8 protein-coding genes and 1 pseudogene are annotated in these 12366 nt (G+C 52.7%); 4 read left to right on the top strand and 5 right to left on the bottom strand.

The window, feature by feature from the left end; translation table 11 throughout:
* Positions 1–35: 35 nt before the first annotated feature.
* Genes D7M11_RS34155 through D7M11_RS34145 form a run of 4 tightly spaced genes read right to left on the bottom strand, consistent with a single transcriptional unit; the run spans position 36 to position 4190 of the window.
* Positions 36–1376: an ABC transporter substrate-binding protein gene (locus D7M11_RS34155; RefSeq protein WP_158606983.1), complete on the bottom strand. Its 1341-nt coding sequence runs from the start codon at positions 1374–1376 to the stop codon at positions 36–38.
* A gap of 31 nt (positions 1377–1407) precedes the next feature.
* Positions 1408–2166: an alpha/beta hydrolase family protein gene (locus tag D7M11_RS34150; protein WP_120751753.1), complete on the bottom strand. Its 759-nt coding sequence runs from the start codon at positions 2164–2166 to the stop codon at positions 1408–1410.
* Positions 2167–2196: 30 nt separating this feature from the next.
* Positions 2197–2325 carry a hypothetical protein gene (locus D7M11_RS37850; protein ID WP_275671762.1) on the bottom strand — a complete coding sequence of 43 codons (129 nt, stop codon included), beginning with the start codon at positions 2323–2325 and terminating at the stop codon, positions 2197–2199.
* Positions 2326–2342: 17 nt separating this feature from the next.
* A complete protein-coding gene (locus tag D7M11_RS34145; protein WP_120751752.1) occupies positions 2343–4190 on the bottom strand; it encodes a ligand-binding sensor domain-containing protein in 1848 nt (615 codons plus the stop codon).
* A gap of 344 nt (positions 4191–4534) precedes the next feature.
* On the opposite strand from D7M11_RS34145, the gene D7M11_RS34140 reads away from it, so the two are divergent.
* The 4 genes from D7M11_RS34140 (at position 4535) to D7M11_RS34125 (ending at position 9903) form a co-directional block, all read left to right on the top strand.
* Positions 4535–5881 carry an ABC transporter substrate-binding protein gene (locus D7M11_RS34140; RefSeq protein WP_158606982.1) on the top strand — a complete coding sequence of 449 codons (1347 nt, stop codon included), beginning with the start codon at positions 4535–4537 and terminating at the stop codon, positions 5879–5881.
* 84 nt (positions 5882–5965) lie between these two features.
* A complete protein-coding gene (locus D7M11_RS34135) occupies positions 5966–8428 on the top strand; it encodes a glycosyl hydrolase family 28-related protein (RefSeq protein ID WP_120751750.1) in 2463 nt (820 codons plus the stop codon).
* A 91-nt stretch (positions 8429–8519) separates the two neighbouring features.
* Positions 8520–8789: a helix-turn-helix domain-containing protein gene (locus D7M11_RS34130; RefSeq protein ID WP_120751749.1), complete on the top strand. Its 270-nt coding sequence runs from the start codon at positions 8520–8522 to the stop codon at positions 8787–8789.
* 187 nt (positions 8790–8976) lie between these two features.
* Positions 8977–9903, top strand: coding sequence for an MBL fold metallo-hydrolase (locus D7M11_RS34125; protein WP_120751772.1), 927 nt, complete (start codon positions 8977–8979; stop codon positions 9901–9903).
* A 450-nt stretch (positions 9904–10353) separates the two neighbouring features.
* On the opposite strand, the pseudogene D7M11_RS34120 reads toward D7M11_RS34125, so the two are convergent.
* Positions 10354–11510, bottom strand: a pseudogene (locus D7M11_RS34120) (erythromycin esterase family protein).
* Positions 11511–12366 lie beyond the last annotated feature (856 nt).

Raw genomic sequence — 12366 nt, 5'->3', positions numbered from 1 at the left:
CCCCTCTCTTCATTTTCGTCCAACCGAAACGCCGTTCACTTTGTTTTGCTTTTCTCCTTCTCCACTTCTTTGCGCAGCAGCTCGTCCGTTTTCCTTAATGCCGAATTAACGTCCTCGCTGCCGAGCGCCGAATTCATGAAAGCATCCCGCAGCATGGCGTCCGCCGTATTCGTATCGATAACGGTCATCCCTTTCGCGCGTGCCGGACGAAGCGGAGCGAATTCGTAGTAGCTGACTGCTTTCATATTCTTGCCCTTGAACGCGTCGCTGTTCTGGCTCAAAACGCTCAACACGCTTTTGTCGGCCAACGTCGGCAAAAATCCGTTGCGGGCATCGTTCATTTGAACGTCGTTGTCGAGCATTTCCATGATGACCTTGAACGCTTCGTCCTTGTGCTTGCTTTGCTTCGTAATGAGCAAATATCCAGGCGGGAATATGCCGATTTTTTTGGGCGCTCCGTCGATGATCGGGATCGATGCCATGTCCCAATTGGGAAGCATGCTCAAGTTGAGATACGGCGAGTAAATGTCGGAATGAATGGCGACCGTCCCTTTCTGGAACATGGCGCTTTCCTCGGCTACCGTTTTGCCGATCGTATTGTTCGGTATTTGATAGAACCGCATATAGTTGTCAAATATTTTTTTCCACGTCTCGAAGCTGGACAGCTCGTCCTTGGCCGGGTCCAAAGTGGAAAGAGAATATTCATTGTACGTCAATAAAGAGCTGACATTGGCGCTGAACCCGCGGTAAACGACTCCGTTCTCCACACGGGTCATCTTGCGGGCCGCGTCGTACACTTCTTCCCAGGTCATGCCGTCTTTCAAGTAAGGCTGGCCGAATTTGTCGAACAAATCTTTGTTGTAATACAGTACACGCGAAAAGAACGGCGACACCGGGAGGCCATACAGCTCTCCGTTTGGAGAAGTCAAATTTTTCAAGCCGTCAATAAAGATCGGATTGAAGCGGGCCAAATCGTACTTGTATTTCATGACCATCTCGTTCAGGTCGTATCCGAGCCCAAGATCCAAGTAGTTGGTGCGGATCGTGCTGGAAATATTGCGTATAATATCGGGAATCTCGCCGCGGGCAACGTACTCGGCAACCGAGTTCGAAGCTCCGCTGGACGGCAGCCAGGTGATCGTGATGTGCGGGTACTTTTTATGTAGCACGTCTTTGAAGCGGGTATTGAACTCCTGTTCCGCTACTCCAGCGGCATGAATTTTCAATTCGACCGGTTCGGGAGGCTTCTCTGCTTTGTCCGCGGGCTTCTGCCCGACGGTTTGGTTTGGACTACTTCCTCCGTCGCCGCAAGCGGCAAGCAGAACGACTAATGACGAACCGATCAGACCATGGAACAGCTTCTTATACTTATACATTCGGAATCGACCCTCTTTCCATTTAGTAGGATTACTCTTTTCCCAGATGCCTGTCCAAGAAGGCATAGGCCATCTGCCGAACAGCGTCGGGAAAATCATGTCCGCCGTTTGTCATCACATAATGAAAGGAATCGGCCTTGTCCAACAACCGGTACAGCTCGAACAACCGTTCCATTCCTTGCGAGTACGACTGCCAATTCGGAAAAATCAGATCCTGCTGGCCGCTATAGTAAAATGCCGGGATTGGCGCGGCTAGTGCGGCAATCTCGTGAAATTCGAAAGGGACTTCGCCTCTGTTCAAATCCTCGGTCAGGCGGGGAATATGCGAGAACCAATCCCGGTGCCCCCATCGATTCGGCGTCGGATCGCCCGCGAAGGTGCAAAAACCGCAGCTGCTGACGAAGGCCCGGACCCGATCGTCCAGACCGGCCAGAAAGAAGCTGTTATAACCGCCGAGCGAATGCCCGATCGCTCCGATGCGCCCCGGGTCCACCTCAGGCAAAGCGCATAGCGAAGAGGCCCGCTCGCCTGCAGTAATCGTATCCGGCGCAAGAACGACATATCCGCGCTGCGCCAGTTCAAGCCCATATCGCCGATTGTTCCGCCCTTGAACTGTCGCGGTATCCTCCTTGCCGTTCCCGACCGTCGGGTGAAGCGCCAACACCGCCGGAAGAGGCTCGGCTCTCAGGTCGCTTGGATGAAGCAGATAAGCAGTGACCTCATCTCCGTTTGCGGTTCCGTAGCGGATATGAAGCCGGGAATGGTCGGCAAACTCCGCCTTCGACAGCACTTCATAGCCGGCAGGAAGCCGATTCGGATGCTATCCCAAATACTCCATCCATATACGCCGAATCCCTTCCCGCTTCATCTGCCACTGCTCCACAGAAGCAGTGTCTGGAAGCAATGGCGGCACTCCGTTGTCATTTAACTGCTGTAATACGTATACCATACACGCCTCCCCTCCATTCAGGTGTGCTCGGACGTCCCGAGCTGCATGCTCCATAATTGCTTCCCGCAGGCAAAATACAAGCGGTCGTTCAGCAGGGCGAGCCCGGAAGTAATCTTGTGTGGCGGCTTGAACAAGCAGACCGGTCTGCACGTATCCGTGTCGATTGTAAAGATCGCCTGTCCGCGCACTCCGTAGATCCGACCCGCCTCGCTCTTGACGAGTCCTTGCCGCACCAATCCGCCCAAATCGGCGATTTCTTCCCGGCGGAGTACACGACGGGCCTGCGGGTCATAGACGAAATACTGTTTCTCGGTAAAAGCATGTACCAGGCCAGCCGGGTCTATCTCCATCAAAGCGATCTCGCGAGCTCCCGGGATAGGCGCTTCGCTATAAACGACTTCTTTGGTTCGCCAGTCCAACCGGTAAAGCCGTCCTTCCGTATCTTTCGGTTTGCCGCCGCCCGGTGCCTCGACGCTCGTACCGCATAGAAGATCGCCGCCAGGCAACGGGACGATGCACATCGTGCTGTGATGCTGAATAAGGTGATCAGGCGTCAGCACTCGTTCGGTTCCGTCAGCCAGGTTGCGGATGTATAGTCCTCCTCCGACCACGCCATAATTCCCGAATCCGCCGAAAATCACATGCTCCCCATCCGGATGAGCCAACGCGCAGCGAGGACGGTAAATTTCAGGCACGGAGGCGACCAGCCTCGGGTTTCCCGCTTTCCCGGGTTCTTTATGAAAGGGGCGGGACGTATCGATGATAAACACATGCCCGCCTGCGTAGGCAGCACCTGCGATCAAATTTCCCTGAATCGCATAAGCACAAATATTTCCGTTTTTCTCGGTCCATCTCCCCCCTAGATCTTGCAGGACATCGGCTTGCGGATCGTAACGGTACAAATGGAGCGGATGATTGGAAGTTCCGTATATGTTTCCGTCCGGCCCGGCTGCAAGAGGGGACAGGTCCGCCCCTTCCGATTCATAAGACAGCGGAATCAGAAGTTCACAGTCGCTTGCTTCGTTCAGCACGACCGCTTCCCTGTTCGGCAAGCTATAGCGCATTAGTCGCCATGGAGCGGGAAAACGGCGATGCACGGTTTGGAACCCCGTGCCGGTATAATCGCTATCGGCAATCTCGTGATCCGGAACCGGGATCGTCGCCCCCCGCTTCAAGCGAAACCACGGCTGCGGCTCGGAAATCGAAGATGGCGCCAGTCGACCATATACCTCGCCATCGGACCCGAGTCTCACGATGCCCTTGCCGCTTACGCGATCCTCGCCGACAACCAATGAGCGGACTTCTCCATTCTCCGGGTCGCGAGCGGAAATGACGCACCGTTCCGTGCCGATTCCGGCATAGACCCATCCATCCCGATCCACCGCCAGATGAAACGGGTAATCCTCTTGAACGTCGAGCCGACCAAGCTCTGTCAAAGTCCGCGAGCTTGGCGCGTATCCAAACAACCGGCATGTCGGGTAGGAAGCCGCATAGATGGTACCGTTCGAATCTTCCGCCAGGCTGAATCCGACTGCCTCTCCGGAATGCCCCGTCTCGCAGCAATCAACGAAGCGGCCTGCGAACGGGTCCAGCGCCATCAGCAAGTTTCCCGCCCCCACATAAAACATGCCGCTGCGACTGCTTAAGCTGGTGTACGGATAATCTTTGTTGTTTGCCGGAAAGTGGACTTGCTTGCTGGTCCCCTCCTGCGGATCGACAATCACTACATATCCGCGCGCGGCGATTACCAGTCGCGTATCTCCCCGATTATTCGTACAAATCGCAGCGGTTCTCCCCTCGTCAGCCTGTACGGGGGTACCGTGGCAGCACAATCCGGATTCGGAAAGGTTCCCTTGATCGTTCATTCGCCGCAACTCCCCCTTTCTTCATTTTTTTCGTTCCCGCATCATCCAATCTCTCCGCGTAGTTCATAGATCGCGCCCCCTTTCCCATTTCGTTTACGCGGTGCTATTTCATTGTCCACCCCAAGGCTGGACCTGAATATGCCAAATCGTTATGATGGATACCGTTTATTTGTTATCGGGATTCCGTTTTTTAGACCGTCGGGCCATATCTTTGCACAGCGGCAAAAGAACAAAGCCCGCGGACAAATATTCGGCACAATTGTCAAAACATTTGCCCTGTTCATGTCCCCGTTAATAATAGACAATGTAAGCGTGAACAATCACGAATGGGAAGGGGCAAAGAAATGAAACGCATTTGGAATCATAGCTCCCTGGCGACCGCGTTGGCGGTGGCGATGCTGGTATCCGCATGTGGGGGAAACAATGGAAAGGCGGACGTAAAAGGAAGCGGCGACGGTGCCGACCCGGTTAACAAAGATGCCGCAAAACCGCCGGAGCCGGTCGAGCTAGTATTTAAAGATGCGACATTCGGCTGGAGCGCGGAAAACTTCATGGAGAACTACGGCAAGGCGATCGAGAAAAAGTATCCGCATATGAAAATTACGTTCGTACCCAAGAGCGCCGCGCCTATTAAGGAAATGATCGCCGCGAAATCCCGGCTCGACGTCGTCATCGTAGCGTTGTCCGGCTTCTACGCGAATATCGAAGACAACAAGCTGCAATTCGATATGACGCCTTTTATCAAAAAACATCAGTTCGACCTGGAGCGCATCGATCCGACGACCGTCGCCCTCGCCAAGCAGCTGGCCGGTGGAGGGATGTACGGGATGCCCGTCAACGGCGCCGCTTCCCCGATCGTTTACAACAAAGATTTGTTCGACAAGTTCGGCGTCGCCTATCCGAGCGACAAGATGACGTGGGACGACCTCTACGAGACGACCAAAAAGTTATCTCGCAGCGAAGGCGGTATCCAGTATTACGGCACGATCATCTCGCCGGTCGATGCCATGCTGCGCAATTCGTTCTCGCTCGGCTTCATTCATCCGACGACGCGCAAAGCCGACTTTACAAGCCCCAAATGGAAAGACTACATCGGCAATATGCTCCGTTTCTATGAAATACCGGGCAACCAAGTGACGGTCAATCAATTGGGCGGCGGAACGACGAGGACCTTGTTCCATAAGGAGCAGCGGCTAGCGATGTGGCTTCCGGTATCCGGAACCGGAATCGGGGATTTGTCGTTCGAAGGAATCAACTACGATTTCGCGCAAATCCCGTCGTTTAAAGATTCGCCCGGCGTCGGACCGCAATCATGGCCGCTGTTTTTCTATTTGACGAGCGTGAGCGAGCATAAGGAGGAAGCGTTTCAAGCGTTGGCTTACTTGGCTTCGGACGAATTCCAGATGCAGAAGTCGCGCGCCGGCATTTTGACCGTGCTGAAGAGCAAAGAAATTCGGCAAGCTTTCGCTCAAGATGCGCCGGAGTACAAAGGGAAAAATTTGCAGGCATTTCTACCGGAAACGTTCGCCCCTCCTGCGTACATGTCGAAGTATAACGGCATCTCCATCTCGGAAATGAACAACGCATTCAGCGAAATGGTTACGGGCAAAAGCGATTACAATACAGCGTTGAAGGCGGCGGAAGAACGGGCCAACAAACAGATCGAAGCTTTGGAGGCGGCGAACAAGTGAGCCGTTCACCGCTGCCGTATATTCACCGAACGGTCCGTTAACGGATATGGGGTGCAACAACCTATTTTGTGGAGGAGATAAACGATGTCTGAATCGGAAAAGAAAGTAAGCAGAAGGCAATTGCTGGCCACAGCCGGATGGGCCGGTGCCGCATTCACCGCGGGAAGCATGCTTCCCGTCTCTATGACGAAGCAGTCTCACGCGCTTAGCGTAACTTCGGCCGTGTATGGAGAGACACCGAGCGATTGCGAGTGCGTCTTGGTATCTACAATCTCCGGGCTTCGCGCGATAACGGAGCCCGAAGCGGGCGCGACCTACTATGTCACGGATTACGGCCAGGAAGGACATTTCGGCTTCGATCCTGCGGATACGACTTCCACGGATAATACAGGCACGGTACTCGTGTCCGTTTCCGGAGCCCGATTCAAGAGAAAGTATGACGGGACGCTCCGTGTCGGCTGGTTCGGCGCCAAAGGGGATGGCATAGCTGACGATACGGCAGCCATTCAGAATGCAATCGATGCCGCGTATACGTCCGATGGCGGAACGGTTGTCTTTCCGGAAGGCACCTATGCGATCCGCGGCAATCAATTGGCGATTCGGCGGAGCAACGTGTTTTTGAGCGGCGAGGGCAACTCCAAGCTGCTGTTTCTGGAGCCGGGGGCGGGCGATAGCTGTATTCATGTATGGGACAATCGGGGCGGGCTTGGGATGACGAACGCCAGCAACCTTCCCTACTACGAGAACATCGATTATTTCGACCCTCGGCAGTACGGCGGTGACGACTACCGCATTGCGAATGTCGGTATAGCCAATCTCGAGATTTGCCTTGCCAGAAGGACAGGAGCGGTCATCACGATGCGCAAAGTAGACGGATTTTCCAACTCTAATCTTCGCATCACTTTCGCTCAAACCTCAGCCGGACAGCTGCCGATTACAGGCAATGCGATCCGCACCTTTTTCTGCTCGGACGGCAGTTGGGACAATGTTCACATTCACGATAATGCAAATGTGACTTATGGTGCACTCGTCTACTGGAGCTATGCGATCCACGATCGGAGAATCCGCATCGGCAAGGTGAATACGATTGGATTCGAATATAAACACGGTGTTAAGTGCAGCATCCGTGACATAAGGGTGACAAGCGACGGAGTGCTCGGCGCCCGGGGGATCAACGTCGGTTACGGGAGCCGTTACATTCAAATCGAACGGGCGGATGTACGCGGCTACTTGACCGGGATTTGGCTGAGGAGCAGCGACGAATACGAGTATAGCGAGCATTTGCATGTCGTGGACAGTTATTTCCATGGTACGACCAATGGTTTAGTATTCAACCGGGTCCGTTATGCCGTAGTGGACCGGTGCCATATCGTATCTCAAATACCGGTCGTTTTCCAAAGCGGCAAGACATACATCCTTTATCGGGAAGGCAGCGACGATACGACTCTGGTTCCCAACTCGGCAGGATGGACCTACGACGGCGATTACGACTCGAAACAACAAGTGCAAAGCGGGGGCATCAGTCAATGGCGATACTTTGAGCATTCCTACTTGCCGCAGGCAAATGGTGTTACACTTCAACGTTCGACGTTGGAAATTGCCGCAGGATCGCCGGCTTCGCAAGCTTGTATAAAAGTGCTGATTCCGCCGGATATGAAGGCAAGCCATCTTGTCAATAGCAGCGGAAAGTTGAAAACGTTTACCCATACGGACGGAACGTCTTATTATGCCGCCTCGCTCGTTAATTGCCGATTTGAGGATCTGATACTGAAGGCGGACCCTTCCGTGCAGCATTATGGTATTGATTCGATGAGTCACGTTATGAGCCATTGCTGGTGGAGCAAAATATCATTTGAGGGTGTCCGTTCGTATCATGCCAGGGTTATGAAGTTTCACGATTCGGTGATAGAATCGGTCCGATTGCATCCTACCATTGCTTCTTCGCATGTGTTCCAAATCAATGCGATCGATGGACTGGAGGTGCGCAACAGCAGCATGAGCCACAGCCATACATTGTTTTACTGTCATCCGTCCCAGAACATGACTACAGCTGTGAATGACGGCTTTACAAATATCCGTCTCATCAACAACAGGTTCGTCGGTAAAAATGGATCGGGGATGACGTGGCGATGGGGCTGGACGGTCTTGTTCGAAGGTTTGGTAGAAAGGCCGAGGCTTATCGGGAACAGCTTCCTCGGCATGCCGAATCCGACCTTTTATGGAAACGGTTCTGACCCGAACGGCCTCAGCAATGTCTACAGCGCGGATCATACGAACTTGTCCGAAGGCGTCCCCCTGCTGACGTTAAACCATACATGGAACGTCCCGGCCATCTCTGCAGGCAGTACGCAAGCATCGTCCGACATTTCCCATCCGGAAGCTGTGCCCGGCGACGCGGTTACGATCGGCACCGATATTGCGCTGCAAGGATTAACAGCCGTCGGATATGTGAAGAGCAAGGGCGTCATCTCCTTCTATCTTGCCAATCCGACAAGCCAATCTATTGCGCAAGGGACGACTCGCTTCTCGCTGACGCTATTGAAATAAATCGAAGGGGCTGTCCCAAAATGTGATATGCTCCCCATACGGTAGACAGGTGAAATAATAAAACCTGCTACTGCGAGGGGAGCATTTTTTCATGTCTAGAGGAAAATATAGTGCTTTGGAGAAACTTACAATTCTCGATGAAGTATCAAGCGGGGAGATTGGTTTTCTTGCCGCAGCGAAGAAATATGGGATTAATAAAACGACTCTGATGAAATGGCAGCGTCGGTACAAGCTCTATGGATATGAAGGGCTGGAGAGTCGTACACGTAACCGAAGCTATTCTGCTGAGCTCAAGCTTCAGGTAGTTCTAAGTCGATTGATCCCCCTGGCCCTTGATCAATACGTTTCCATCCTATTCTAGTTCCTCTCAACGCAGAAGCAGTTTCAATTCGCTGTCGGCATGTCCGGATCCTTCGCAATTCAAGGCGTGCAGCAGGCGCGTATACCGAATTTTCCTCCAAGAGAAGGTCATGTTATGATGCTTTTATATACTGTTGTATATACTTATTTGGGAGGCTCGGAGCGTGGCCAGAAAAAGATATGTCAATATGAATGCCGCGGCGAAGGTTAATTCTTTGCAAGATGTGCGCAAGTGGCAAAAGGAGCGGAAGACGAAGGTAAAGGATCTCAGCTTTGCTGTATCGCAAAGCCCGGGCAAGCAGCTTGATTTGTTGCGAACGAACCGTGAAGAAACGACGATTACCTGGATCGGACATTCGACCTTCCTGCTGCAGAGGGCAGGTCTCAATATCGTGACCGATCCTGTCTGGGCTTCGCGCATGGGCTTTGCCAAGCGGCTCACGGACCCGGGCCTCTCGATCAGCCAGTTGCCGGAGATTGACGTAATCCTGTTGTCGCACGGCCATTACGATCACCTGCATGTCAGTTCCTTGCGGGCCATGCCGGGCCGCCCGCAATTGCTAGTGCCCGAGGGACTCGGAGGCATGATGCGGCGCAAGGGCTTTACGACCGTAACAGAGCTTCCCTGGTGGGGAAGCATTGTGGTCGGTGGAGCAGTGTTTCATTTTGTGCCCGCACAGCACTGGACGCGCCGTACGCTCTGGGACACCAACACCTCTCACTGGGGCGGGTGGATCATTGAAGGCGCGGAAGACGGGAGAAGCTCCGCCGCGGACAAAGGCGGCAGCATTTATTTCGCCGGCGACAGCGGCTACTTTGACGGCTTCAAGCAGATAGGCGAGCGTTACGGCAAGCTGCAGTATGTGCTGATGCCGATTGGCGCTTATGAGCCGGAGTGGTTCATGTCCATGCAACATGTAACACCCGAGGAGGCCATACAAGCATTTTTGGATGTTAAGGGGGAAGTCTTCATCCCCATGCACTATGGGGCTTTCAGGCTGGCTGACGATACAGCAGACGAGGCGCTTTCGCGTCTGCATCAAGAATGGAGGAGACTCGATCTTCAAGCTGACAGACTACACACACTTCTTCTTGGCGAGACTTTAATCGTGTAGCATCAGAAGAAGACCATTAGCTCCAAAACGTATGGAAGATCTATCATTCCTTTGCGGTGCCCATTTTTCAACGACGCACGCTAAGGCTTCCTCCCCATGAACTAGGGAGGAGACGACAACGCATTTTCATACATTCAGTTTCGGCCCGATCGTCCCGTTACGCACAAAAGATAATAAGTTTCAGGGGTCTCGAATTCCAAATTGAGTGGTCCGAGATTTCTACATCTGACATAGACTCGTTCCTTCCCGATTGCAGCTCTAGAGTAGTTTAAATGGGCAATAAGCTCTATTATCTGCCAACCTTGAAGACTGTGCGTTGGCTCTTCCATCACATCCTCCGCTTCGTGTTCGGCTTGTTATCGTCCGCAGCTGCTCGCTCGGTGATGATGGCGAGCGCAAAGATAAAAGGAAACGAAACAAACGATAAAAATAGCCGCCCTTTCGGGCGACTTATTGGACGAACGCTGATTCCAATGGAGAAAGCGCCTTTGTTTCATCGATGAAAATAAATGCATCGTAACGTTTGGAAACTGCTGTCGGCACGTAATTGCCACGTTCACGCTCCGGATGATACACAACTCCTATCGCTCTGTTTCCTAGAATGGCATCGTCCAGTGCCTGCTGTTCTTCTTCGAATAAGATCAATTTGTTTTCCCCTCCGCTGCGATGAAGCAACTCTTCCCAACTACCTACCATCGCCTTCGGCACCTTCATCTCTTGGGAAGGCGCCCCCCAGGATCGCCCGGCGATAACGGTTCCTTGGTAAGTGCCGTAGCCGATGGCATATACATCTTTGCCGTACTTTTCGCGCAGTAACTGTCCCACGTTGATCATGCCGTCCGCCGCCATATCCGTATACCGCGCATCTCCGATATGAGTGTTATGTTCCCAGATGATCGCACGCGCTTTCGGCCCATGAAATTCGGCCAATTTCTCAATCGCTTGGACCATGTGACGGTCTCGAACGTTCCAAGATTCGGCGTCGTGGCGGATCATAGTGCGATAATAAGCTTCCCCACCTTTGACCGCCATGGCGTTCATCTCCGCGCTTAACGTATTTTCTCGATCGTCCGGTTTCGCTTTTTCCACTTTTCCTGGAGCTTGCGCAGCAGGTCAACCACTTCTTCTTCGCAGCCTTCTCCATATAGGGCTGCCGAGACTCCGTAGCGCTGCTCGTCTCCGTCATACGGCTCGAAGCATTCGAGAGCCCGTTTAGCCGCCTCTAAATCCGCCCCCTCTTTTGTCCCCAGGTATTTCAGGATTTCGTCCATTGACTCCCATAAGCTGTAAATATCGATCCCATAGAATCCGACCTTTTCCGTATCCGATTTATCGGCGTTATATCGTCGAAGCCATTCTGCCAGCTCCGCGATTTCGCGATTCGACCACATCCAAGAAGGCCATCGGGAAAAATCCTGCAATGCCTCACGTACGTCCTTTCCTGCATCCGAGTAACCTTTTACATAACGATTTAGGGCGTAACAAGACGGCCAATCGCCCTCTACAGCAATAAATCGAAATCCATATTCAGTTATAAGCCGCTTTGACAGAGCCGATCGGTCGGTATAAAACTCTGAAGTCCCATGTGATGCTTCTCCAAGAAGCACGAATTTGGCACTGCTGGCTCGATCGATTAACGCGTTAGCGTCTTCCGCTCCCGTATACTTTTGGGCTAGTTTGCGAATGCATTGCAGGATGAGTTCTTCGTTCACCAGGATATACACCTCACGGAATTGGCGTTTTATACAAGTTTGCGCCGATTTGCTTTCGTATATCACGGCAATCGAAAAATTTCTGAACACAAGAGAATCGCACCTCAATCGGCGTTGGCGGTTCAAGTTCACGGCCGCTGGACGGCCTAACGGTCCCACTCGGGATGGTTATACGCATGGCACTCCTTCGTCGGCCCGAATTGAGGGTGACCAAATACCATGTAAGATGCCCTCCTTCCTCTCGATGTGCAGATTAAACGGTTCCCTTGGGGTAAAATATATCGTCTGAAACACAATTTTCATTGTCTGTGGTGCCCCAGCCGGGCATGGAGGCCCTGCGTCTAGGAGGTGCCACTGCCGCGGGGCCGTGACCCGGATTTAAATTTACGAAATCTCTGCCCGGTCCGACCTATGGAAATTGCATGAATTGCATGTCAAAAAGGCAAAAAAAGCCCTGCACATCCGCACATCTACAGGGCTTTGCGGCGGTTTCTGGTTTCGTGCCGTCCAGTTCTGCGCGTTTCAAAACGCGATCGGCACCCGATCCGTCTCCACCCTCCGTGATAACAGGTGATCGTTCACAAAGCTACGAATTCGATAAGAAGTGAATTAGAATTGCTTAGTCAATTCCCTTGCCTTCATAATAGCTTCCTGTTTAATAGCATCAGCCCGGCTTGGCATTTCTGCCATTCCTTCAACAAAAAGGGCTTGTATATCAACGACACCAATAAATTGCATGATGGTTCGGATA

It is taken from the genome of Paenibacillus ginsengarvi (genome assembly GCF_003626695.1).
Taxonomy (GTDB): Bacteria; Bacillota; Bacilli; order Paenibacillales; family NBRC-103111; genus Paenibacillus_AB; species Paenibacillus_AB ginsengarvi.
Note: the sequence above shows the minus strand (reverse complement) of the source record. Positions and strands in the feature narration are given on the sequence as shown.

Coding starts and splice junctions, on each gene's coding strand:
- D7M11_RS34125 (WP_120751772.1), top strand. CDS start 8,977: ATGAATGCCGCGGCGAAGGTTAATTCTTTGCAAGATGTGCGCAAGTGG.
- D7M11_RS34145 (WP_120751752.1), bottom strand. CDS start 4,190: ATGAACGATCAAGGGAACCTTTCCGAATCCGGATTGTGCTGCCACGGT.
- D7M11_RS34135 (WP_120751750.1), top strand. CDS start 5,966: ATGTCTGAATCGGAAAAGAAAGTAAGCAGAAGGCAATTGCTGGCCACA.
- D7M11_RS34140 (WP_158606982.1), top strand. CDS start 4,535: ATGAAACGCATTTGGAATCATAGCTCCCTGGCGACCGCGTTGGCGGTG.
- D7M11_RS34130 (WP_120751749.1), top strand. CDS start 8,520: ATGTCTAGAGGAAAATATAGTGCTTTGGAGAAACTTACAATTCTCGAT.
- D7M11_RS37850 (WP_275671762.1), bottom strand. CDS start 2,325: ATGGTATACGTATTACAGCAGTTAAATGACAACGGAGTGCCGCCATTG.
- D7M11_RS34155 (WP_158606983.1), bottom strand. CDS start 1,376: ATGTATAAGTATAAGAAGCTGTTCCATGGTCTGATCGGTTCGTCATTA.